A 22,990-nucleotide genomic window follows, 5' to 3' on the forward strand; every position below is an offset into this window, starting at 1 on the left:
GTTCAGTCGGAAGGGGCGGGGGGACGGAGCGGGGGATCACCCTAGAGTTGGGTGCGTGTTCGACTCAGTTCTCGTCGCCAATCGTGGTGAAATCGCCCGCCGGATCATCCGTACGGTGCGGGGTATGGGGCTGCGCGCCATCGCGGTCCACTCCGAGGCGGACGCCGACCTGCCGTTCGTGCGTGAGGCCGACGACGCCGTGCTGCTCGGCCCCGCGAACCCGGCCCAGAGCTACCTCGACGTCGACAAGGTCCTCCAGGCCGCCCGTACGACGGGAGCGCAGGCGATTCACCCCGGATACGGGTTCCTCGCGGAGAACGCCGCGTTCGCCCGTGCGGTGATCGACGCCGGTCTCGCCTGGATCGGCCCGGACCCGAAGGCCATCGAGCGGATGGGCGACAAGATCAACGCCCGCAACCTGATGGAGTCCGCGGGCGTGCCGGTCGCCGCCGGCACCAGGGAGCCGGTCTCCGACCTCGCGCAGGCCGAGCGGGCCGCCGAGGAGATCGGGTTCCCCGTGATGGTGAAGGCGGCCGGCGGGGGCGGCGGGATCGGCATGGGCGTGGCGCGCGACGCCGAGTCGCTGGCCAAGGCGTTCGAGCAGGCCACCCGGGCGGCGGCCCGTTTCGGCGGTGAGCCGGCCATCCTGCTCGAGCGCTACATCGAGCGGGCCAGGCACGTCGAGGTGCAGATCCTCGGTCTCGCCGACGGCACCGTGGTCGCCCTGGGCGAGCGTGACTGCTCCGTCCAGCGGCGTCACCAGAAGGTCGTGGAGGAGAGCCCGTCCCCCGGCGTGTCCCCCGAGCTGCGCGAGCGGATGCTCGCGGCGGCCGTACGGGCGGGAGAGGCCGTGGCCTACCGCGGCGCGGGCACGGTGGAGTGTCTGGTGGACGCGGACGCCCAGGACTTCGTCTTCCTGGAGATGAACACCCGGCTCCAGGTGGAGCACCCCGTCACCGAACTGGTCACCGGTCTCGACCTCGTGGAGCACCAGATCCGGATCGCGGCCGGCGAGACCTACTCCCTGGAACCTCGCGTTAACGGCCACGCGATAGAGTTCCGCGTCTACGCCGAGGACCCCCGCAGGTTCCTGCCGGGTCCTGGCAAGATCGGCGTTTGGGAGGAGCCGGCAGGTGAGGGAGTGCGCATCGACTCGGGATACGCGGCGGGCAACACCGTCACGCCGTTCTACGATCCGCTGATGGCCAAGCTCTGTGTCGTCGGCGCCACCCGCGAGGAGGCGCTGGAGCGGGGCCGGGAGGCCGTCGCCGCGTTCCGTGTCGAGGGCCCGAAGAACAACCTGCCGTTCTGCGCCGAGTTGCTCGACCATCCCGAGTTCGTGAGCGGGAACTATGACACCGGGCTGGTCTCCCGGATGAGAAAAGCCTGATCTGCTGAATTACGTTGAGGGGAGTGCCCGGGTGGCCGAGGTGCGCGCCGAGATGGTGGCGAACGTCTGGAAGATCCTCGTGAGCGAGGGTGGGGTCGTCGAAGAGGGCGACACCCTGGTGATTCTGGAGTCGATGAAGATGGAGATCCCCGTCGTCGCCGAGGACGCCGGGACCGTCTCGAAGCTCCACGTGAAGGAGGGTGACGTCGTCCAGGAGGGAGACCTCATCGCCGTCATCGAGTAGCGCGGGCCGGCCGGACCGCCGGTGCCGGGAGTCCGGAGACGGGACGTTCGGAGACGGGCGCTCGGAGACGGGTGCTCGGAGGCGGGTGCTCGGAGGCGGGACGTTCAGAGGCGGGAGAGGAACCGTTCCCGGTCGACGACGACCCGCTCGATCGTGCCCGTGGCGACCAGGGCGCCGGTCTTGTCGACGGCCCTGACGGCGAAGACGAGGCGCCTGCCGTCCACCTCCGTGAGCTCGACGCTGATCTCGACGTGCATCCCGACCGGGCTGGGCAGCCCATGCTCGATCAGCACCCTGGTCCCCACCGTGGTCTGCCCCGGCTCCAGGTGCTGCTGGACGGCCTTGACCGTGGCTCCCTCGGCGAACGACAGCAGCCGCGGCGTGCCCAGCACCGGCACGTCGCCGCTGCCGACCCGGATCGCCGTGTCCGAGCGCTCCACCATGATGAGGACCTCGGCGCGCAGACCTGGAGCAACACTCATGCGGGTCAGCCTATTGGGTCGTCGTTCCCCGGTGCCCGCGGAGGCCGCAGGCAACTAATCGGGACCGCGGAGCGTCTTAGAAGGCGACGGGGACTCCATGTGCTTTCCGGACGTCGGAGGCGGTAGCGGTTAAGGTGGTGCACTGTGGACCTCTACTGCGATCACTGCGGCCGTCCGGCAGGCAACGGTGATCACGCGGCCTGTCTGGCCGCCAGGGTGATGGAGCCACCGCGTTACTGCCCGCACTGCCGCCGCCGCATGGTCGTCCAGGTCACGCCCAGGAACTGGACGGCACGGTGCTCGGTGCACGGTAGTACGGGCGGGTAACAGGTAGGCTCGACCTTCGATCCCCCGAGCCTGGATCCCTTACGCGTACAGGGTTCCGTGAAGTTGTCGTTATCAACCCGCGACACGAACCTGCTTTGTTGGACACCTTCGGGGGTCGATTGACTTAGGGGGTACGGGGCGCAAATGGTGGCCCAAGGCATGACCCTGGCTGGGCGTTACCGGTTGGACGCCCGGCTCGGCGCCGGGGGCATGGGCGAGGTATGGCGTGGTGAGGACACCGTCCTCGCGCGCACCGTCGCCGTCAAGGTGCTTCTCCCCGGTCGTCTCGACGACCCCGGATTCGCCGTCCGCTTCCAGGGCGAGGCCCGCGCGATGGCGACCATCAACCACCCCGGTGTCGTCGACGTCTACGACTACGGGGTCACCGAGGTCCCCGGCGACGGCTCCACCGCGTACCTCGTCATGCGGTTCGTCGACGGCGAGCCGCTCGACCGACTGCTGATGCGCCTCGGCCGCATCGGCGCCGAGCCCGCGATGGAGCTCATCGCGCAGGCCGCCTCCGCCCTCCAGGCCGTGCACGAGCGGGGGATCGTGCACCGTGACATCAAACCGGGCAACCTGCTGGTGCGGTCCGACGGCACGCTGGTGCTGACCGACTTCGGCATCGCCCGCGCCGACCAGGGCAGCCGCCTCACCGACGCCGGAATGGTGCTCGGCACCGCGGCCTACTGCGCGCCCGAGCAGGCCGAGGGCGCCCCGGTCACACCCGCCGTGGACATCTACGCGCTGGGCGTGGTGGCGTACGAGTGCCTGGCCGGGCAGCGTCCCTTCGACGGCGAATCGCCCGTGGCGATCGCGCTCAAGCACATCCGCGAGGAGCCGCCGCCGCTGCCGCCGGACGTGCCGCCCGCCGTCCGGGCCATCGTCGAACGGGCCATGTCGAAGGATCCGGCGCGCCGCTGGCCGTCCGCCGCCGCGATGAGCCAGGCCGCCCGGCAGTCGGTGCTGCCTCCGGGCGCCGCGCTCCCGGACGCCGCGCCCGGCTATGGCCCGCAGGGTCTCGCCGGAGGGGGATACGGCCCGCAGAGCGTCACGGGGGCCCCGGCCTCCACGGGCATGGGGGCCGTGCCTCCGCCCACGGGCGCGGCCACCCAGGCACATCCCTACCAGGGCGGGCCGGAGGCCGTGCCGGCCGCCGGCGCCACCTATCGCGTCACCCGGGAGTCGTGGAACGACGCCCCGGCCGTGCCTCCGACGACCGTCTCCTCTCCGCAGCAGCAGGGTTCCCGTACGGCGCGGCGCGCGGCGCAGCGGTCCAAGGGCGGCAAGGGGCTGCCCGTCGCGGCCGGGGTGGCCGCGTTCGCCGTCGTCGGCGGTCTGGCCGTCCTCGGCATCAACATGGCCTCGGCCGGGTCGGGCGTCACCGAGTCGCCCGCGCCGTCCCTGACGGTGGCCACCACCGACCCGTCCCCGACTCCGTCACGGACCCGCGGCACGCGGCCCTCCGCGAGGCCGTCCCGCGAGGTGCCGGTGACGCAGCCGAGCCCGTCCCCCAGGACGAGGAGGCCGAGCCCCACGCCGAGCCCGACTCCCAGCCCGACGCCGAGCCCCACCGCCTCCCCGACGCCCTCGCCGAGCCCGACGACGGGTCTGGTCAAGGTGCCCGATCTCAAGGGCCTGGCCGAGAGCTCCGCGCTGGCGCGGCTCAACATGCTGGGCCTCAGCCCGAAGCCCGCCTATGACGGCGAGGGGGACTGCAAGGGAACGGTCGTCAGCCAGAAGCCGGCCGCGAACACGATGGTCAAGGAGGGCACGGCGGTCACGTTCACCGTGAAGAAGGACTGCCCGTCTCCCTCGCCCAGCCCGTCGCCCACCGCGGCCGGGAGCCGCTCTCCCGCGGCGTCCTGAGACAGGCCGGACGGGAGCCCCGCGCGACGGACGTACGCGGGGCTCCGCCGGTGGTCACACCCTGCTCGTCACACTCTGCTCGTCACACACCGGTCGTCACACACCGGTCGTCACACCCCGGTGGTCACACCCCGGTCGTCACACACCGGTCGTGTTGCGCGGGTAGGCGATCTCCGGGTCGGTGGCGATGTTCACCAGATAGGGCACACCGGAGTCGAAGGCGCGGCGCAGCGCCGGGCCGATCTCGTCCGGCGACGTGACGAGCTCCCCGCCGCCGCCGAGCGCGGTGACGACCTGGTCGTAACGGCACTGCGGCTGGAGCTCGGCCGCCACGTCGTAGCCGTACAGCATCTGCATGGGGTGCTTCTCCAGGCCCCACATGCCGTTGTTGCCGCAGATCATGACGACCGGCAGGCGATGGCGGACCAGTGTGTCGACGTCCATCAGCGAAAAGCCCGCCGCGCCGTCGCCGAGAAGCAGCACGACCTGCGACGACGGCCGCGCGAGACGCGCCGCGATGGAGTAGCCGAGCCCGGTGCCGAGACAGCCGTACGGGCCGGGGTCGAGCCAGTTGCCGGGCCTGCGCGGCTCGACGTACTTGCCGGCGTAGGAGACGAAGTCGCCGCCGTCGCCGATGACGACCGCGTCGTCGGCGAGCACCTTGTTCAGCTCGCCATAGATGCGCATCGGGTGGATCGGGTCGGCGTCCGACTCCAGCAGGGGGGCGTCCCCGGCGATCGCCGCCGCCGTGGCCTCGCTCAGCCTGCTCACCCACGGTTCGTACGCCTTGGGGTTCACCCCGGCGGCCCCGCAGGCGGCCGACAGGCCCCAGAAGATGACCGACAGGTCGCCGGCGGCCGAGCCGGACAGGCCGGTGTGCGTCGCGAGCTGGGAGGGCGCGTCGGCGATGTGGACGACCCTGGCGAGCGGCGCGCCCTCCTTGCCGCCGAACCAGCCGTACGCGAGCCGGAAGTCGAGCGGGGTGCCGACCACGATGACGAGGTCGGCCTGGCCGAAGGCGACGCCCCTGGCGCGGGTGACCAGCAGCTCGTGCCCCGAGGGCAGGATGCCCCGGCCCTGGCCGTTCGGGACGACGGGCAGCCGCCACTCCTCGGCGAAGTCGCGCGCGGCCTCCTCGGCGCGGTCCATCCAGACGTCCGAGCCGAGCACGAGCACCGGGCGCTCGGCCTCGGCGAGCAGCCGCGCGATGCCGGCGAGTGCCTCGGAGTCGGGCTCAAGGGGCGACGGGGTCAGCGTCTCCGAGACGTACTCGGGCGACGGGGAGAACAGGTCGTCCATGTAGACGTCCAGGAACACCGGGCCGCGGTGCGGGGCCAGGGCGGTCCTGAAGGCCATCTCGACGTCCTGCCCGATGGAGTCCGCACCCGACGCGGTGAAGGCGAGCTTGGTGATGGGCTCGAACAGCGGCGGGTGGTCCATCTCCTGCAGCGCCCCGGAGCCCCAGCGGGAGCGCGGGGCGCGTCCGCCGAGCACGACGACCGGGGAGCCGTTGAAGTGGGCGGTGGCGACCCCCGAGACGCCGTTGGTGATGCCGGGGCCGGCCGTGAGCACCGCGAAGCCGGGCTTGCGGGTCAGCCGGGCCGTCGCCTCGGCCGCGAACACCGCGCTCTGCTCGTGGCGCACGTCCAGGATGCGCATGTCCTGATGGACGGCCCCGTCGTACAGGGGGAAGACGTGCCCACCGGACAGCGTGAACATCGTGTCCACGCCGTAGGCCTGGGAGACGGCGACGGCGATGTCGCCTGCGTGTTTGGGGGACTCCATACGGTGAAACCTACCAGTCGGTCACTTTGGGGTGTTCCAGAAGTGATGCCCGGTGTCGCCGCGGCTACTCCGCCATCGCAGGCTGGGATTCCAGCCGATCACCACCGGCGGCGTCAGAGGGTCTGGGACAGCGCCTTGATGGGCATCCTGAGGTCGGCGAGCAGCTCCAGATCGCGCTCGGGCGCGCGGCCCAGAGTGGTCAGGTAGTTGCCGACGATGATGGCGTTGACGCCGCCCAGCATGCCGTCCCTCGTGCCGAGGTCGCCCAGGGTCAGCTCGCGGCCCCCGGCGTAGCGCAGGATCGTACGCGGCAGGGCGAGGCGGAACGTGCCGATCGTCTTCAGCGCCTCGGTGCCCGAGAGAAGGGGCAGGCCGGCGAACGGCGTGCCCGGCCGGGGGTTGAGGAAGTTGAGCGGCACCTCGTCGGGCGCCAGCTCGCCCAGCTGTGCGGCGAACTCGGCCCGCTGCTCCAGCGTCTCGCCCATGCCGACGATGCCGCCGCAGCACAGCTCCATGCCCGCCTCACGGACCATGAGGCAGGTGTCCCAGCGCTCCTCCCAGGTGTGCGTGGTGACCACGCGCGGGAAGTGCGACCGGGCGGTCTCCAGGTTGTGGTTGTAGCGGTGGACCCCCATCTCGGCCAGTTCGTTCACCTGTGTCTGCGTGAGCATGCCGAGGGAGCAGGCGACGTTGATGTCGACCGCCTCGCGGATCGCCTTGACGCCCTCGCGCACCTGGTCCATCAGCCGCCGGTCGGGCCCGCGTACGGCCGCGACGATGCAGAACTCCGTCGCCCCGGTCGCCGCCGTCTCGACGGCCGCCCGGACGAGCGAGGGGATGTCGAGCCAGGCCGCGCGCACCGGGGAGGAGAACTGGCCGGACTGCGAGCAGAAGTGGCAGTCCTCCGGGCAGCCGCCGGTCTTGAGCGAGACGATGCCCTCCACCTCGACCTCGGGGCCGCACCACTTCATCCGCACCTCGTGCGCCAGCGCGAGCAGGTCGGGCAGGCGCTCGTCCGGCAGCGTCAGGCACTCGAGCGCCTGGGCCGCGTCGAGACCCCTGCCCTCGTCCAGAACCCGAACCCGGGCGGTCTCCAGGATGTCGGTCGTCACGCGGCGCTCCCGTCGGTCCTCGGCGGCACTCCTGTCACAGGGGCAGCTTAAAGGTCGAGCGGAATCCGGCAGGGTCGAACATGCCGCCGAAGGTGGGCGCCAGCCCGGCGCGGGCGGCGCGGGCGAACGCCTCCCGGCCGAGCGCGCCCGCGCCCTCCGGAAGCGCGCCCGACAGCGGCCGGGCGGCGAGCATCTCCAGGTCGGAGACGTTCGACCGCTCGGCGAGCCCCGGATCGGCCGGCCACGACCCGATCACCACGCCCGCCAGGTCGAGGCCCCGGCCCGCCATGGCTTCGAGCGTCAGCGCCGTGTGGTTGAGCGTGCCCAGGGCGGCGCGCGCCACCACGAGGACGGGGGCGCGCAGCCGCCGCGCCAGATCCGCGAGCGTGCCGCCCTCCTCGTCGTAGCGGACCAGCAGGCCCCCGGCGCCCTCGACGAGCACCAGCCGGTGCGACTCGGCCAGCTCCTCGATCCGCGCCGCCGCCGGCGTGAGCGACAGCGGCGGCATGCCGGAGACGCGGGCCGCGGCGGCGGGAGACAGCGGATCGGGGTAGCGCGCCATCTCGAAGGTCGTCGTCACCCCTGACATGCGGATCACCTCGTCGAGGTCTCCCGGCTCCGTGGCCGTCACCCCGGTCTGCGCCGGCTTCACCACCGCGACCGTCGCGCCCCGCTCAAGGGCCAGGACGGCCAGCGCGGCCGTCACCACCGTCTTCCCCACCCCGGTGTCCGTCCCGGTCACCACGAGAACACTCATGCCCGCGAGGGTAGAGCCTGCCCGCCCGCGAGGCGGGAGGCATGATCAGGGACGGCGGAGGCGGGTGACGAACTTGTAGCGGTCGCCGCGGTAGAGCGACTGGGCGTACTCGACGGGGTTGCCGTCGGCGTCGAAGGCGTGCCGGGTCAGCAGCAGCATGGGCAGGCCGACGTCCACGCCCAGCACCTGGGCGTCGTACGGCGTGGCGAGCACGGTCTCTATGACCTCCTCGGCGTCGGTCAGCCGCACGTTGTAGGCGTTGTGCAGCGTCTCGTACAGCGAGGAGTGCACCTCCAGCTCGCGCCGCAGGCGGGGGAACCTGCGTGCGGACAGGTGCGTGGTGTCGATGGACATCGGCTCGCCGTTGGCCAGGCGCAGGCGGTGGATCCGCAGGACCCGGCTGCCGGGGTTGATGGCCAGCCGCCGCCCGAGCGCCTCGTCGGCCGTGATGTAGCTGATGTCGAGGATCTTGGTGTCCGGCTCCAGGCCGACCGTGCGCAGGTCGCCGGTGTAGGAGGTGAGCTGCAGGACCTGGGCGACCTTGGGCTGGGCGACGAACGTGCCCTTGCCCTGGATGCGCAGCAGCCTCCCCTCGACCACGAGCTCCGACAGCGCCTGCCGGACCGTCGTCCGGGATGTCTCGAAGCGCACCGCGAGGGCGCGCTCGGGCGGGAGCGCGCTGCCCGCGGGCAGGCTCTTGGTGAGCTCCAGAAGACTGCGCTTCACGTCGTAGTACTTCGGAACCCGGGGAGAGTCCTCGCTGTGCTCCGTCACCTGTCCACCCTCAACTCGGCCACATCGCCCAACTCAGGCAACATCGTCAAATCGGCCACAGCGGTGAGCGCACCCCGGACCACCGCGAGATCATCGGACCCCAAATCGGCCCTCGCGGTCAACCGCAAACAGGACCGGCCCCGAGGCACCGATGGTGGGCGGAAGCATCCCACGCGGACCCCGAGTTCCGCACACAGGGCCGCCGCCGACAGGGCGAGCCTGGGCGAGCCGAGCACGACCGGCACGACGGCGGCCGCCGGATCGGTCGTCTCCAGTCCGAGCTCGCGGGCCAGCGCGGCCAGTTCCCCGGCTCTCATCCGAGCCCGTTCGGGCAGGTCATCGGTGCTTTCCAGGATGTCGAGAGCGGCCAGGGCGGCACCGGCGCAGGCCGGTGCGAGGCCGGTGTCGAAGATGAACGACCGGCCGGTGTCCACGAGCGTGCCGATCACCTCGGGTGCGCCCAGGACGGCGCCGCCCTGGGATCCCAGGGACTTCGACAACGTGACGGTTCTCACAATGTCCGCGCGGCCGGCGAGGCCCGCCGCGTGCACGGCGCCCCTGCCGTGGTCGCCCACCACGCCGAGCGCGTGGGCCTCGTCCACCACCAGCAGCGCGCCGTGCCGTACGGCGGCCTCGTGCAGGGCGCGCAGCGGCGCGAGGTCGCCGTCGACGGAGAAGACGGCGTCGGTGACGACCAGGGCGTGTTCTTCGGCACGCTCGGCCAGGGCCTTGTCCACCGCCTCCGCGTCCCCGTGCGGCGTCACCACGACCCGCGACCGCGACAGCCGGCAGGCGTCCACGATCGAGGCGTGGTTGCCGGCGTCCGAGACGATCAGGCCGCCCTGCCCGAGGGCGGCGACCGCGGCGAGGTTGGCGAGGTAGCCCGAGGAGAACACCAGGGCCCCGGCCGCGCCGGTGAACGCGGCGAGCCGGTCCTCCAGCTCGGCGTGGAGCCGGGTGGAGCCGGTGACCAGACGTGAGCCGGTCGAGCCCACTCCCCACTCCCTGGTGGCCCGTACGGCCGCCTCGACGAGCCGCTCGTCCCGCGAGAGCCCCAGATAGTCGTTGGAAGCCAGGTCGAGCAGGCCGTCGTGGCCGGGCGTGCGGGGGCGGAGAACGCGGCGCAGGCCCGCCGCCTCCCGCTCGGCGGCGGCCGCGCGCAGTCTGTCCAACGGCCCTGTCATGAGGTGCATCTTGCCAGGTGGCGATGGTCGATTCGCTTTCGACCCGGGCGGCGGCGCATCATGCAGTCGTGCCGACTCTCAGCGACCTGGTGTCGCGCCACACCGCACTCGATCCCGCCGGCGTCGACTGGATCCACTCGCTGGTCTCGGACTGGCAGTTGCTGGCCGATCTGTCGTTCGCCGACCTCATCCTGTGGGTGCCCGACCAGGGCGGCACGAGGTGGGTGGCGGTGGCCCAGATGCGGCCCACGACGGGCCCCACGGTCTATCACGACGACGTCGTGGGCATGTCCATCGCGGTCGGGGACCGGCCGCTGATCGACGTGGCCTGGTCCGAGAACCGCATCTGCAGAGAGGGCGACCCCGACTGGTCCAGCGGCGTGCCGGTCCGCGAGGAGACGATCCCGGTGCGGCGCGACAAGGACGGCCCGATCATCGGGGTCATCCAGCGCTCGACCAACCTGTCGTCGGCGCGCACGCCGTCCCGCCTGGAGCTGACCTATCTGCAGAGCGCGTCCGACCTGGCGCAGATGGTGGCCGAGGGCAGGTTCCCCTTCGCGGAGGAGGAGCCGATCCTGGTCAGGTCGCCCCGGGTGGGCGACGGCCTGCTCCGCCTCGACAAGGCCGGGCGGGTCACCTACGCCTCGCCCAACGCGCTGTCGGCCTACCGCAGGCTCGGCCTGCACGCCGATCTCGTGGGGGCCGACCTGGGCAAGACGACCGCCGCCCTGTGCTACTCCGACGAGCCGATCAACGAGGACCTGATGCTCGTCGCCAGCGGGCGGGCACCCCGGGAGACCGAGGTGGAGAACGGCGGCACGGTCGTGCAGCTCCGGGCGATCCCGCTGATCGTCGGCGGGGGCCGCATCGGCGCGCTGGTGCTGATCCGCGACGTGACCGAGCTGCGGCGGCGCGAGCGGGAGCTGCTCACCAAGGACGCGACGATCCGCGAGATCCACCACCGGGTCAAGAACAACCTGCAGACCGTGGCCGCGCTGCTGCGGCTCCAGGCGCGCCGGCTCAACAACCCGGAGGGCCAGGAGGCGCTGAACGAGGCCGTACGGCGGGTCGGCTCGATCGCGATCGTGCACGAGATCCTCGCCCAGATGCCGGAGGAGATGGTCGAGTTCGACGACATCGCCGACCGGGTCATCGCGATGACGGCGGAGGTGGCGCTCGCGCAGGTGGCCATCAAGCGGGTCGGCAGCTTCGGCGTGCTGCCCGCCGCGGTCGCGACCCCCATCGCGATGGTGCTGACCGAGCTGCTGCAGAACGCGGTCGAGCACGGGTTCGCCCACTCCTCCGGGAACGTCCAGGTCGTCGTCTCCCGGGACGCCGACCGGCTGGAGTTCACGGTGGCCGACGACGGCAAGGGCCTGCCCGAGGACTTCGACCTGGAGGCCACGGGGAGCCTCGGTCTTCAGATCGTCCGTACGCTGGTCGTCGGCGAGCTGTCGGGCCGCCTGGGTGTGGCCAGGAGAGACGGCGGGGGCACCGAGGTCAGGCTCAGCATCCCGGTGCAGCCGGGCTCATCCCCCTGCTGATATCCGGTCCTCCTGCTGATATCCGGGGGCTATCGCGTACGCGGGCGGCTCCACGGGGGGTCCCGCTGCACGGCACCCGTGTGAGGGATGCCATAGTGGACGCGATGCGTTGGTGGACAGAAGGCCCTGTGGGCGGGAGGCTACGCGGCAGTCCCGGCCGGGCTCCGAGGCCCCGCGATCCGGTGAATGCCCCGACTGGCATTCACCGAAGGCGTTCGCGTGCGGCGGGGGAGTCAGACGGCGGCGCGGGCGCGGGCGCGAGCCGTCCGGCGCTTGAGAGCGCGACGCTCATCCTCGCTGAGCCCGCCCCAGACTCCGGCGTCCTGACCCGACTCGAGGGCCCACTTGAGACAGGACTCGGCGACCGTGCATCGCCGGCATACCTGCTTGGCCTCTTCGATCTGCATGAGCGCCGGACCAGTGTTCCCGATCGGGAAGAACAGCTCGGGGTCCACGTCACGGCAGGCAGCGCGGTGGCGCCAGTCCATGCGTTCCACTCCTTCGTAAGGCGGAGCCTCGGTGGCTCCTCTGGCCGTCAACTTTGTGAACTCTTTCACTAGCTGATGCGAACGGTTACCCGGATCCAGGGTGGGGGCCGGGCTTGTCCGCGTGATCGTCGGGGCACCTTCCGGAGGCTGTGGTCTCCGTAAAGGTCCTACGTTCCGACGTCGTAGTTCAGCTTTTCAGCCGTTCCAACACCACACAAGAGGTTTGGGACAAGGTTTTGCCCGTCGTGGCTGTCGGATGCGTCACACTATGACTACATGTAACAAGCTAGACGAGGACTTGTAATGCGTCAGGGATAGCGCGGAAGATCACCCACTCGTGTTCTCCCAGGTAGTCGCCGTCGAGCTGGAAGGCGACCGGGCGGGAGGCGTGGAGCGTGAACTCGGCCTCGTCATGAAGCTGAACGAGGTGTTTACCGCGCGGCAATCCCCGGTGCTCGCCGATGATCTGCCGGACGAGCGAGAGCATGGTCGGCAGGCTCATCCTCCGGAGCCCGAGCATGTCGAGCCCCGTCTCGAAACCGGCCCACGGCGTCGGGTTGATCGGACGTGTGCCGGCGTACGTCCACGGCGACGTGTTGGACACGATCGCCATGAAGATCCCGTTCTCCGCCGGCCGGCCGGGACGCGTCAGCCGGATCGCCGGCTGCCGCCGGTCGGTCACGAAGAAGTGGCGGACCGTCGTGTTCACGTAGAGAGCGGGCAGCGCGCGACGCCCCGCGCTCCGCAGGCCCTCCACGGCTCGGACGACCTCCGCGTCGTATCCCAGCCCAGCACAAAATGTGAAATATCTAGACCTCTGCTGGTCAGGTGGCGCTCCTGCCCCCGGATCCGGGCCTGAAACCTCGTCGTGCCAGATCGCCTGTCCCAGACCGATGGTCCGGCGGCGTCCCTCGCGTAGCGCCTCCAGGGCGGCGCCGGTCGCCTCGACCGGGTTGTTGGGCAGCCCGAGCGCGCGGGCGAAGACGTTGGCGCTGCCCCCGGGGATCACGATGAGCGCGGGCCGCTCGTTCGCGCCGCCGTCGGGGCGGGCGTCCAGCAGGCCGTTGACCGTCTCGTTGATCGTGCCGTCGCCGCCGAGGACCGCCACCGCGTCGAAGCCCTTGGCGTGCGCGGTGGCCGCGAGCGCGGTCGCGTGGCCGCGGTAGGCGGTCTCCTCGACCGACAGGTCGACGGCGGCGCCGAGCGCCCGGATCAGCACGTCGCGCGTGCGCCGGTGCGTCGAGGTCGCCTTGGGATTGACGAGGAGGAGTGCCCGCATGCCTGAAGGTTAACGAACGGTTTACCGCTCGTGCGGGGTGACGCCTCCCCGGTGCCTCACCCACGGAGGCGCGGGTGCCTGCGGGTAGGGTTGTGCGGTGTGATCAGCAGTTCCGCCGGCCGCCCCGTGACCCTGACCGTGGCCGCCGTCGTCCTGGCCGCGGAGGGCCTGCTCGCCCTGGCTTTGGGGGGTTATGTCGGCATTGAGACCGTGATCGGCAAACCCACCGACCTGGTCACCAGCATCGCGGTGGCCGGATTCGGCGTGCTCGGCGGCGCCCTGCTGCTCTGGGTGGCCTGGGGCGTGTGGCAGGTGCTGCGCTGGAGCCGGGGCCCGGCCGTGGTGACGCAGATATTCGCGCTTCCGGTGGCGATCAGCCTCATCCAGTCGGCGCAGTACGGGTTCGGCGTTCCGCTCATCACCGCGGCGGTGGTCGCCCTGGTCGCGCTGCTCGCGCCGGCCTCCACCCACGCCCTCATGGGCGAGGACGGCGCACGCTGAACAGGCTCCGAGCGGGCGGCGATCCACCACTGACCGGGCGCCGCCGGGGGGAGCGCGGCGTCGCGGTCGTCCGTCTCTGATCTTTGCGGGCCGGGCGGTCAGTCCTCGGCGGTGAGGCCCTCGCGGAGCTGGGCCAGGGTCCGGGCGAGCAGCCGGGACACGTGCATCTGCGAGATCCCCAGCTCGGTCGCGATCTGCGACTGCGTCATGTTGCCGAAGAAACGCAGCAGCAGGATCCGCTTCTCGCGCGGCGGCAGGCGCTCCAGCAGCGGCTTGAGCGACTCCCGATATTCCACGCCCTCCAGCGACTCGTCCACGATGCCGAGCGAGTCGGACACGGCGGGCGCGTCGTCGTCGCCGGAGTCGGGCGCGTCGAGCGACACGGTGGAGTAGGCGTTGGCCGACTCCAGGCCCTCCAGGACCTCTTCCTCGCTCATGCCCAGGTGGACGGCGAGCTCGGCGACCGTGGGCGCCCGGCTCTCCCGCTGCGAGAGCTCGCTTATCGCCTTGGTGAGCGACAGCTTCAGCTCCTGCAGCCGGCGCGGCACGCGGACCGCCCAGCCCTTGTCGCGGAAGTGCCGCTTGATCTCGCCGACGATGGTCGGGGTGGCGTACGTGGAGAACTCCACGCCGCGTGCGAGGTCGAAGCGGTCGATCGACTTGATCAGCCCGATCGTGGCGACCTGCGTGAGGTCGTCGAGCCACTCGCCCCGGTTGCGAAAGCGACGGGCCAGGTATTCCACCAGTGGCAGGTGGAGCTCGACCAGCTCGTCGCGGATGCGCTGGCGCCTCGGGTCGTCCGGCGGGAGCTCCGACAGCTCGGCGAAGAGTGTGCGCGCGCGTACGCGGTCCGGCACCGCCGAGTCGCCGGAGGTCATCGCACTCGTCCTTTCCGTCATCACGACGGCCTCGCCGTGCTCCGGCGCTTACGCAGCACGATCGCCAGGTGGTCGGCGTGATCGGAGATGGCGTCCACGTCGTCCGCCAGCGCCGTCAGCACCATCCAGGCGAAGTCCTCCCGGTTGGGCGAGCTGACGCCGAGCGTGTTGACCTCGACGCGGACCGTCATCTCCTGGCCCGTGAGCTCGAACTCCGCGAGGAGATCCGTTCCGGGCACAGCGTGCCGCAGCAACATGGCGCACGCCTCGTCGACGGCGATGCGCAGATCCTCGATCTGATCGAGGGTGAAGTCCAGCCGCGCGGCGAGCCCGGCGGTTGCCGTGCGCAGCACGGACAGGTAGGCGCTCACGGCGGGCAGCCGGACACTCACAGCATCGCGAATCCCGGTCAGATCCACCGCAGGCGTCTCGGTTTCCTCGGTCACGTTCCTCCTCGCCCCTTCAGCCGGCTGAGTGCCGCTGACTGCAACCTACCGCCACTCGCGCGGTGCTGCCCCGGCTGGACGCGCTGATTGTGGCGATCCTTGGAGGTAACTGCACGTAAATTCCGTACTACCGAATATGGAGTTTGTATGGGCCTTGAGATGATCTGGCCCCGCGCGGCCGTGGAGGCCGTGCGGGGCCGTGATTCCGCGGCTCAGGCGGCCTTGGTCTCCCAGAAGATCTTGGCGATCTCGTCGATCTTCGCGAGGAGGTCGTCGGCCAGCGAGGGGTCGACGGTGCCCTTGGCCCCGGCGGCGCCGGCGAGCTTCGTCGCGTCCCAGAAGAGCTGGTGAAGCTGGGGGTACTGCTCCAGGTGCGGGGGCTTGAAGTAGTCGGTCCACAGCACCCACAGGTGATGCTTGACCAGCTCGGCCCGCTGTTCCTTGATGATCAGCGCGCGGGTCCTGAAGACCGGGTCGTCGTTCTCGGCGTACTTCTTAATGATCGCCTTCACCGACTCGGCCTCGATGCGGGCCTGCGCCGGGTCGTAGACCCCGCACGGCAGGTCGCAATGGGCGGATGCCTCGTGCCTGGGTCGCAGCAGTCGTGCGAGCATCGGAATCCTTCCTTAGGAATGCTGGTGACAGCACTGTTCCAGGACCGACCTTACTCGTCTCGAAATGACTGTGCGGAGGGGGATGTGCTCACAGCGGTGTGTGTCTCCGGCGACTCGATGCTGCCCGTGTTGCGCCCGGGAGACTGGCTGCTGGTACGGCTGGGCGCCCCCGTACGCCCGGGCGACGTCGTGGTCGCCAGGCGGCCGCACGGGCTGATCGTCAAGCGGGCCTTCCGGCACACCGGGGACGGCTGGTGGCTGGAGAGCGACAACCAGTCGGCCCCCGGGCGCCGCGACAGCTGGGACTTCGGCGCGGTGCCCGAGGAGGACGTCGTCGGCAGGGTCGTGCTGCGTTACTGGCCGAGGCCCGCGCTGCGCTTCCCGGCGCCGCCCGCCTCCTGATCTCGCCTCCTGACCTTGCCTCCTGACCTTGCCTCCGGACCTGTCAGGCGCCCCGCTTGCGCGCCCGGTAGGCGGCCACGTTGGCCCGGCTGGCGCACCGCTCGGAGCAGTAGCGGCGCGACCGGTTCGAGGAGGTGTCGAGGTAGGCGTTGCGGCACGGCGTCGCCTGGCAGATGCCGAGGCGATCCACGCCGAGCCGGGTCACCACGCTGGCCAGGCCCATGACCGACCCGACCGCGAGGGCGTCGGCGACCCGGCCGCCCTCGGTCAGGTGCAGGTGCCAGGGCTGCCCGTCGTGCCCGGAGATCTGCGGATGCACCGGATGGCGGACCAGCAGCCCGTTGAGCCGCTCGACCACGTCCGCGTCGTCGCCCTCGGCGGCGGAGGCGAAGACCCCCGCGAGCTCGTCGCGCAGCTCGCACAGCGCGTCGATGTCACGGCGAGTAAGGCGGGCGGCCGCCTCCGTGCGGCCCGTCTCCTCCAGCAGGGCACGAAGGGAGAAGGGGTTTTTGAGCTCGTCGCCCATGTTGACCAGTTGAACGGCCAGCTCGGCGTAAGACGTCAAGTCCACTGGGGCGCCCAAATGAGTAAGAGATCACTGGCAAAGCCGAGTATTACACGCCCGATGGCCTGGGGGAACACCTCGGCGTACAACGTTATGCGACCCGATCCGGCAGAGGCGGTTGTCACTTCGTGTGGCACAATCAGGGAACGGGTGACCCCCGTACCCCCCTCAAGAGACGACCGTCAACGACGACGGCCCCCGGCGGCTACCGAAGCCAGGGCTCTCGTTCTCTTGACGGCGCGCTACCGAAGGAACTCGTCCTTTCGACACTGGGGTCGCTGTGACCGTTACACCTGTTTCCTTGGAATCTCTCGACCTGGATCCCGCTTTCGCGCTACACCGTGGCGGCAAGCTGGAGGTCCGCTCCACTGTTCCGGTTCGCGACGCCGACGACCTGTCGCTCGCGTACACACCGGGGGTCGCCCGCGTCTGCACCGCCATCGCCGACAACCCGGACCTGGTCAACGACTACACCTGGGTCTCCAACGTCGTGGCCGTGGTCTCCGACGGCACCGCCGTCCTGGGGCTCGGGGACATCGGTCCGGCCGCGGCCATGCCCGTGATGGAGGGCAAGGCCCTGCTCTTCAAGGAGTTCGCCGGCGTCGACGCCGTGCCGATCTGCATCGACTGCACCGACCCGGACGCGATCGTCGAGACCGTGGTCAGGCTCGCGCCGTCGTTCGGCGGCATCAACCTGGAGGACATCAGCGCCCCCCGCTGCTTCGAGGTCGAGGAGCGCCTGCGGGAGCTTCTCGACATCCCCGTCTTCCACGACGACCAGCACGGGACCGCGATCGTGGTCCTCGCCGCGCTGCGCAACGCCGCCCGCCTCACCGGGCGGTCCCTCGGCGAGCTGCGCGCGGTGGTGGCCGGCGCCGGCGCCTCCGGCGTCGCCGTGTCGCGGATGCTGCTGAACGCCGGGATCGGCGACATCGCGGTCTCCGACTCCAAGGGCGTCATCCACGCCGGCCGCGAGGACCTGAACCCGGTCAAGCGGGCGCTGGCCCGCGACACCAACAAGGCGGGCCTGTCCGGGTCGACCGAGCAGGCGCTCGCCGGGGCCGACGTCTTCGTCGGGCTGTCCGGATCGACGGTCTCGGAGCAGGCCATCGCCGGGATGTCGCAGGACTCGATCGTGTTCGCGTTGTCCAACCCCACCCCCGAGGTGGATCCCGCGGTGGCGGCGCGGCACGCCCGCGTGGTCGCCACGGGCCGGTCCGACTATCCCAACCAGATCAACAACGTGCTGGCCTTCCCCGGGGTCTTCCGCGGCGCGCTCGACGTCCGCGCCACGACGATCACGGAGAACATGAAGGTGGCGGCGGCCGACGCGCTGGCGGCCGTGGTCGGGGACGACCTCTCCGAGAGCTACGTCATCCCCTCGCCGTTCGACGCCCGGGTCGCGCCCGCGGTGATCGCCGCGGTGGCGCAGCAGGCCCGCGAGGACGGCGTCGCCCGCAAGTAGCCGCCCTTGAGGCAGGCGGCCGCATGGGCACGGAACGTGGCCGCCGCCGTAGACACGACCGTAGACACGGACCCCGGGGGCCGCGCACCGCGTGACGGACGCGGGGCGCGGCCCTTCGTCGTGCTCTGGCATCGTGCCCTGTCGTCGGCCTCGTCAGCGCCCCTTGCCAGGGCGCCGAACATTTGGGAATCCCTTTAGGTCCTCACGGTTAGTGCTATAAAGAAAGCTCTCCGTAACCAACTCGGTTATTGCCTGTCCCGGTTGGAGAGCGATGCGACGTGACCCCAACCGCCTCCTCCAGCAGCACCTCACCGAAGCCGGACTGTCCCGCAAGGGCCTGGCCCGGCGGCTCAACGGCCTCGGCTCGGCCCGGGGATTGCTGGGAATGCGGTACGACCACGGCTCCGTGCTGCGCTGGATCGGCGGACGCCGCCCGCGCGAACCGGTGCCCGGCCTGCTGGCCGAGATCTTCTCGCTGCGGCTGGGGCGGCAGGTGTCCAGGGAGGACATCGGCATGCCGCGCGGAACGGTGCCCGCCGATCTTGGACAAAAGTTCCCCCATTCGTGGGAGGAGGGTGTGGCAAGCGTGACAGCACTGTGGAGGGCCGACGTCGAGCGGCGCAGGTTCCTGCTCGACTCCACCTTCGCCCTGGGAGCGGGCTCGGCGGGCATGTTCCGCTGGCTGGCGGCGCCCGACGGGGAGCGGCTTTCCGCGAACGGGCCGCGCCGGGTCGGGCCCTCTGACGTGGCCGCGATCCGTGAGGTCACCCGGTCGTTCAGCGAGCTGGACAACCGGTTCGGCGGCGGCAGCATCCGCGGCCCGGTCGTGCGCTACCTGCACACCGCCGTGACGCCGCTGCTGCGCGACGGCGCGTACGGCGAGGCCACCGGGCGCTCGCTCGCGACGGCGGCGGCGGAGCTGACCCGGCTGGCCGGATGGATGGCCTACGACCTGGAGCAGCACGGGCTGGCCCAGCGCTACCTGATCCAGGCGCTCGGCCTGGCGCGCGGCGCGGGCGACCACGCCCTGTGCGGCGAGATCCTGGCCGGGATGAGCCACCAGGCCGTCTACATCGGGCATTCCCGGCACGCGCTGGAGCTGGCGGGGGCGGCCGTCGCGGCGGCCCGGCGCTCGGGGGTCGGCACGCTGCTGGCCGAGGCCCGGGTGCTGGAGGCGCACGCCCTGGCCCTGCTCGGGGAGCACAAGGCGTGCGGCGGCGCGCTGCACGAGGCGGAGGTCGCCTTCGACCGGCGCAGACCCCAGGACGAGCCCGGCTGGATCGGCTACTTCGACGAGGCCTACCTCGCCGCGAAGTCGGCGCACTGCCTGCGCGACCTCGGCGACGGGACGCGGGCCGTACAGCAGGCCCGGCGCTCGCTGCTGATGGACGGGCGCTACGTGCGCGGCAAGATGTTCAACCTCTCGCTGCTCGCCACCTCGCTCATCCAGGAGGGCGAGCTGGAGGAGGCGTGCCAGGCGGCGTCGTCGGCCCTCGACCTGGCCGAGGGCATCCAGTCGGCGCGGACCCGGACGTACGTGGCGGACATGTGCCGCCGGTTCGCGCCGTACGCCGCGGAGCCGCGCGTGGCGGAGGTGCTGGAGCGCGGCCGGGGCCGCGCGAAGGACACGGCTGATGCGGGGAGGCAGGGCGCGGCCCGGCAGGGCACGGGCAGGCAGAGCGTGAGCAGGGAGGCGGTCGGCGTCTGATCCGACGCCGCCGCCAGCCCCCGCTCTCAGCCGGTGCTCCTCAGCCGGCGCGCCGCGCCGCGCTGTAGACCTGGAACAGCTCCCCGTCGAAGTACGGCGACAGGCCGGTCCCCGGGCCGGAGAGGCCGATCGTCAGGCCGTTCAGATATCCGAGGCCGCGTACGCCGTGGTAGGCGGCCAGCCACGGCGACCCCGAGGCGGCGGTGAAGGCCGAGCGCACGGCGATCAGCTCGTTCGCCCTCCTGGACAGGTCCTGGGCCAGGAAGGGCCTGCCGTACGCGCGGGTGAGCCGGGTGCTCCCGGTCGCGTGGCCCTCGGCGGTCTGCGTCGGGTAGCCGAAGATGGCGAGCGGCCGGTCGACCGGCAGGTTGTAGGCGAGGCCCTGCCCGCCGACCTTGTCGCCGAGACGCCCCGCGGGCAGCAGCCTGACGCCGGTGTAGCCGGTGGCGGTGCGATATTTCGGCCCGGCGGAGAACGCGGCGTACTGCGCCGCGTCCCGCAGCGTGACGCGCTTGGGCAGCAGTCCGGCGTGGACGCTGACGAACGCGTAGTCGCGGTCGAGGTCGCCATATCGAGTGAAGTCGCTGTGGGCGAAGACCCGGGCGCCGACGTAGACGCCCCACGGCGTGCCGCCGCCGGCGTACCCCGGAATGAAGATCCAGTAGCGGTAGGGCGCCGGGGTGGAGTCCTCCGCGCCCTGCGCCGTGCCCGCTGCCGTGCCCGCTGCCGTGCCCGCTGCCGTGCCTTCTGACGTGCTCCCTGCCGCGGGCCTCGGGGCGTACACGCAGTGTCCGGCCGTCGCCACGAGATTGCGGTGATCGGACTGCACGGAGGTGCCCGCGCACCAGTGGGGGCGGCCGTCCGAGCCGACGAAGAAGACCTTGCCCGTCGTCCTCGGCAGGTTGACGTTCCTCGACGGACCGGAGGCCCGCTTGACCCCGGCGGAGGCCGGCACCACGCCCCGCACGCCGCCGGGGGCGCTGCCCTCGGCCTTGACGGGAGTGGCCTGGATCCCGGCCGGTGCGGAAAAGGGAGTGGCCGCCGTGAGCGGGCGTCCGCCGTCGCCGAGCCAGTAGGCGATCACGTCCGCCGCCTTCTCACCGGAGACGAGGGGTGTCGTCACCGTGATCTCGTAGGCGTGAGCGGGCACCGCCGTCCCGCTGACGAGCAACGCGGCCGTCGCCGCCGCACCCCACAGCGGGGGGAGGATGCGCTTCAACCGGATCTCCTTGCTGTGGAACGTCTCCCTCGCCCGTGGCGCCCTCGGGAGTGCGGTGTGAAGGGGCTGCGAAGGAAGATACAGCGACGGGGATCAAGTCGGGAAAACAACGCGGGTGGAGAGCTGTTCTCCCGGAACGCAGAAGTGCCCCACCGCGGTGCGGCGGGGCACTTCCGGGGGGTGCTCAGGCCTGTGCCGTGAGACCCGGAGCCTGCGTGGGCTGCGCGGCCTGCGTGGGCTGCGCGGCCTGCGTGGGCTGGGCGGCCTCCTGGGCGAAGGTGATGACGATGTCGCGGCCGTTGGCGTAGCTGACCACCGGCCGCTGGAGCGTCTCACCCACCCTGCGGGCGACCGTCTGCCACAGGTCCACCATTTCCGGGGTGTCCGCGGTGATCCGGAACCGTCCCTGGGTGGTGAGGTGGTGGGTGACGAGCTGCGAGAAGGTGATCTCGCCGCGCGCCCTTTCCTCCGCGTTCAGGGGGGTGCGCCGGAAGGCGGGCCGCGTGCTGGAAGGGTGGGTCATCCTGATCTCCTCGTGATCGCCGTCCACCCAGCATGTCACTCGCGGACCGGCACCGGGGTGTTCGCGACTCAGGCGATCGAGCCGGACCAGTTGCTGGCGGCGGCCTTGTAGACGCCGTAGGTCTCGCCGTCGAAGTAGGGGGAGACGCTGGTGTCGATCCGCCGGTTGCCGTCGGTGTCCGAGACGCCGCTGGTGACGCCGTTGAGGTAGCCGAGCCGCTTGGAGCTGCTGTACCTCAGCAGCCACGACGAGCCCAGGGAGCCCTCGCCGGTGAAGGACGACTTGACGCCCACGAGCTCCTCGCCCTTGACCGAGGGGGCCTTGGCGGCGAAGGTCTTGCCGTACGACCACTTGAGGGTCTGGCCGGTGAAGGCGTGGTTGCCGTCCGGGTGCGACCCGCTCGGGTAGCCGAACACGTAGACCGAGCTGCCGACCTTCTGGTTGTAGGCCAGGCCCTGCGCGCCGACGTTGCTCTCGAGCCGGCCGGCGTCGGTGAACTTGACGACGTAGTACTTGCCGCCCTTGCTCTTGCGGAGGAAGCGGTCGTGGCCGGCGTAGGTCTTCCTGTCGACCTGCTTCCAGCTCCACTCGGCGACGTTGCGCAGGTCGCCGCCGCGCCCCGCCTTGATGCCGTTGTAGACGGTCACGAAGGCGTAGTCGCGGTCGCCGTCCTCGTAGACGTCGTAGTCGTAGTGGGTGTAGGCCGTCTTGCCGACGTAGATGCCCCACGGCGCCTTGCCCTGGTAGTAGCCGGGGATGAACACCCAGCGGTCCATGGTGGCCCGGTTGGTCTTGGTGTCGTAGACGCAGTGCCCGGCCGTGGCGACCAGGTTGCCGTACTTCGAGTGGACGGAGGTCGCGCTGCACCAGTGCGGCCTGCCGTCGCCGCCGCGGAAGAAGACCTTGCCGGTGGTGCGCGGCAGGTTCACGTTCTTCAGCGAGCCGCCGGACGACCCGCCGCCGATGGGGGAGACGATGCCGGGCTTGCTGTCGGCGGACGGGCCGCCGCTCGAGATGTGCTTGGCGCTGACCTGGCTCTCATACCCGTACGGGGTGGCGTGGAGCAGGTTGGAGGCCTTCTGGTTGAGCCAGTAGGCGATGACGTTCTTCGCGGCGAGGCCGCTTCCGGCCAGGGTGTCGTGGGCCGTGTCGCCGGCGGCCTGAGCCGGCGCCGCCATCGAGGCCCCGACGAGGCCGGCGACGGCCACGCCCCCGATGGGCAGGATCAGGCGCTTGACTCGCGTGTTCATGAATCTCCAGGTGCTGTCGGGGCAGGTCACATGCGTCCCACACGTCAGTAAAGGGACAGTAAAGACAGTACCCCGCGCCTTATCCGTGTTTCGGGAGCTTTTCGGACCGATGTGCGCGTGATCTTTTCGTGACATTCGACAGCGCTTGTCAGGAACGTGCGATCAGTGCAGGTCTCCTCGGCTT

General features: G+C 71.1%; 23 protein-coding genes. 8 read left to right on the forward strand and 15 right to left on the reverse strand.

The genetic code is table 11. The features are described 5' to 3' along the window. The first annotated feature begins 55 nt into the window (after positions 1–55). Positions 56–1,390, forward strand: a complete 1,335-nt coding sequence (locus tag HCK04_RS32785; protein ID WP_142651249.1) for a biotin carboxylase N-terminal domain-containing protein — start codon at positions 56–58, stop codon at positions 1,388–1,390. Between the two features lie 31 nt (positions 1,391–1,421). Then, entirely contained in the window at positions 1,422–1,634 is a 213-nt protein-coding gene (locus tag HCK04_RS32790) for a biotin/lipoyl-binding carrier protein (RefSeq protein ID WP_142651250.1), read from the forward strand. A 104-nt stretch (positions 1,635–1,738) separates the two neighbouring features. On the opposite strand, the gene HCK04_RS32795 is transcribed toward HCK04_RS32790, so the two are convergent. After that, the gene (locus HCK04_RS32795) at positions 1,739–2,116 is read right to left on the reverse strand and encodes a thioesterase (protein WP_142651251.1); all 378 of its coding nucleotides are present in this window, start codon (positions 2,114–2,116) and stop codon (positions 1,739–1,741) included. Between the two features lie 486 nt (positions 2,117–2,602). Between HCK04_RS32795 and HCK04_RS32800 the strand changes: the two genes are divergently transcribed. Further along, a complete protein-coding gene (locus HCK04_RS32800; protein ID WP_240972037.1) occupies positions 2,603–4,312 on the forward strand; it encodes a serine/threonine-protein kinase in 1,710 nt (569 codons plus the stop codon). Positions 4,313–4,450: 138 nt separating this feature from the next. Here HCK04_RS32800 and HCK04_RS32805 read toward each other — a convergent pair whose 3' ends face one another. The 5 genes from HCK04_RS32805 to HCK04_RS32825 all read right to left on the reverse strand — a co-directional run bounded on the left by HCK04_RS32805 (position 4,451) and on the right by HCK04_RS32825 (position 9,924). Continuing rightward, entirely contained in the window at positions 4,451–6,097 is a 1,647-nt protein-coding gene (locus tag HCK04_RS32805; RefSeq protein ID WP_142651254.1) for an acetolactate synthase, read from the reverse strand. A 113-nt stretch (positions 6,098–6,210) separates the two neighbouring features. Further along, the gene (gene bioB / locus HCK04_RS32810) at positions 6,211–7,209 is read right to left on the reverse strand and encodes a biotin synthase BioB (protein WP_142651255.1); all 999 of its coding nucleotides are present in this window, start codon (positions 7,207–7,209) and stop codon (positions 6,211–6,213) included. Between the two features lie 34 nt (positions 7,210–7,243). Then, positions 7,244–7,966 (reverse strand): dethiobiotin synthase, encoded by a 723-nt coding sequence (bioD, locus tag HCK04_RS32815; protein ID WP_142651256.1) that lies wholly within the window; start codon positions 7,964–7,966, stop codon positions 7,244–7,246. A 45-nt stretch (positions 7,967–8,011) separates the two neighbouring features. Then, entirely contained in the window at positions 8,012–8,740 is a 729-nt protein-coding gene (locus HCK04_RS32820) for a GntR family transcriptional regulator (protein ID WP_030511441.1), read from the reverse strand. After that, positions 8,737–9,924, reverse strand: coding sequence for an 8-amino-7-oxononanoate synthase (locus HCK04_RS32825; protein WP_142651257.1), 1,188 nt, complete (start codon positions 9,922–9,924; stop codon positions 8,737–8,739). Before HCK04_RS32825 ends, HCK04_RS32820 begins: the two co-directional genes overlap by 4 nt. Positions 9,925–9,992: 68 nt before the next feature. On the opposite strand from HCK04_RS32825, the gene HCK04_RS32830 reads away from it, so the two are divergent. Beyond that, a complete protein-coding gene (locus tag HCK04_RS32830; RefSeq protein ID WP_142651258.1) occupies positions 9,993–11,468 on the forward strand; it encodes a PAS domain-containing sensor histidine kinase in 1,476 nt (491 codons plus the stop codon). Between the two features lie 233 nt (positions 11,469–11,701). Here the strand turns inward: HCK04_RS32830 and HCK04_RS32835 are convergent, their stop codons facing one another. Together HCK04_RS32835 and HCK04_RS32840 are read right to left on the reverse strand one after the other, a co-directional pair. Further along, a complete protein-coding gene (locus HCK04_RS32835) occupies positions 11,702–11,956 on the reverse strand; it encodes a WhiB family transcriptional regulator (protein ID WP_030511444.1) in 255 nt (84 codons plus the stop codon). Positions 11,957–12,242: 286 nt separating this feature from the next. Next, positions 12,243–13,235 carry a diacylglycerol kinase family protein gene (locus HCK04_RS32840; RefSeq protein ID WP_142651259.1) on the reverse strand — a complete coding sequence of 331 codons (993 nt, stop codon included), beginning with the start codon at positions 13,233–13,235 and terminating at the stop codon, positions 12,243–12,245. Positions 13,236–13,334: 99 nt separating this feature from the next. Between HCK04_RS32840 and HCK04_RS32845 the strand changes: the two genes are divergently transcribed. Then, complete coding sequence (locus HCK04_RS32845) at positions 13,335–13,736, forward strand: hypothetical protein (RefSeq protein ID WP_260617499.1); 402 nt, start codon at positions 13,335–13,337, stop codon at positions 13,734–13,736. Positions 13,737–13,834: 98 nt separating this feature from the next. Here HCK04_RS32845 and HCK04_RS32850 read toward each other — a convergent pair whose 3' ends face one another. The 3 genes from HCK04_RS32850 to sodN all read right to left on the reverse strand — a co-directional run bounded on the left by HCK04_RS32850 (position 13,835) and on the right by sodN (position 15,674). Then, on the reverse strand, positions 13,835–14,635 hold the full coding sequence (locus HCK04_RS32850) for an RNA polymerase sigma factor SigF (RefSeq protein ID WP_030511447.1): 801 nt from the start codon (positions 14,633–14,635) through the stop codon (positions 13,835–13,837). Continuing rightward, positions 14,635–15,060, reverse strand: a complete 426-nt coding sequence (locus HCK04_RS32855) for an ATP-binding protein (protein WP_079316287.1) — start codon at positions 15,058–15,060, stop codon at positions 14,635–14,637. Before HCK04_RS32855 ends, HCK04_RS32850 begins: the two co-directional genes overlap by 1 nt. A 212-nt stretch (positions 15,061–15,272) precedes the next feature. After that, positions 15,273–15,674: a superoxide dismutase, Ni gene (sodN, locus tag HCK04_RS32860; RefSeq protein WP_142651260.1), complete on the reverse strand. Its 402-nt coding sequence runs from the start codon at positions 15,672–15,674 to the stop codon at positions 15,273–15,275. 18 nt (positions 15,675–15,692) lie between these two features. On the opposite strand from sodN, the gene HCK04_RS32865 reads away from it, so the two are divergent. Further along, positions 15,693–16,076 (forward strand): S24 family peptidase, encoded by a 384-nt coding sequence (locus tag HCK04_RS32865; protein ID WP_168066466.1) that lies wholly within the window; start codon positions 15,693–15,695, stop codon positions 16,074–16,076. A 43-nt stretch (positions 16,077–16,119) separates the two neighbouring features. Here the strand turns inward: HCK04_RS32865 and HCK04_RS32870 are convergent, their stop codons facing one another. Continuing rightward, positions 16,120–16,647 carry a CGNR zinc finger domain-containing protein gene (locus HCK04_RS32870; protein WP_142623090.1) on the reverse strand — a complete coding sequence of 176 codons (528 nt, stop codon included), beginning with the start codon at positions 16,645–16,647 and terminating at the stop codon, positions 16,120–16,122. A 295-nt stretch (positions 16,648–16,942) separates the two neighbouring features. Here HCK04_RS32870 and HCK04_RS32875 point away from each other — a divergent pair, with 295 nt between their 5' ends. Continuing rightward, on the forward strand, positions 16,943–18,106 hold the full coding sequence (locus HCK04_RS32875) for an NADP-dependent malic enzyme (protein ID WP_205831001.1): 1,164 nt from the start codon (positions 16,943–16,945) through the stop codon (positions 18,104–18,106). Positions 18,107–18,377: 271 nt separating this feature from the next. Then, positions 18,378–19,814, forward strand: a complete 1,437-nt coding sequence (locus HCK04_RS32880) for a hypothetical protein (RefSeq protein WP_205831002.1) — start codon at positions 18,378–18,380, stop codon at positions 19,812–19,814. A gap of 40 nt (positions 19,815–19,854) precedes the next feature. On the opposite strand, the gene HCK04_RS32885 is transcribed toward HCK04_RS32880, so the two are convergent. The 3 genes from HCK04_RS32885 to HCK04_RS32895 form a co-directional block, all read right to left on the reverse strand. Further along, complete coding sequence (locus HCK04_RS32885) at positions 19,855–21,033, reverse strand: hypothetical protein (RefSeq protein WP_168066468.1); 1,179 nt, start codon at positions 21,031–21,033, stop codon at positions 19,855–19,857. Between the two features lie 184 nt (positions 21,034–21,217). Continuing rightward, positions 21,218–21,556 carry a hypothetical protein gene (locus tag HCK04_RS32890; RefSeq protein ID WP_142651262.1) on the reverse strand — a complete coding sequence of 113 codons (339 nt, stop codon included), beginning with the start codon at positions 21,554–21,556 and terminating at the stop codon, positions 21,218–21,220. A 68-nt stretch (positions 21,557–21,624) separates the two neighbouring features. Further along, on the reverse strand, positions 21,625–22,806 hold the full coding sequence (locus HCK04_RS32895; RefSeq protein WP_142651263.1) for a hypothetical protein: 1,182 nt from the start codon (positions 22,804–22,806) through the stop codon (positions 21,625–21,627). Between the last annotated feature and the right edge of the window lie 184 nt (positions 22,807–22,990).

Origin of the sequence: Microbispora sp. CL1-1, assembly GCF_012034195.1 — a bacterium.
Taxonomy (GTDB): domain Bacteria; phylum Actinomycetota; class Actinomycetes; order Streptosporangiales; family Streptosporangiaceae; genus Microbispora.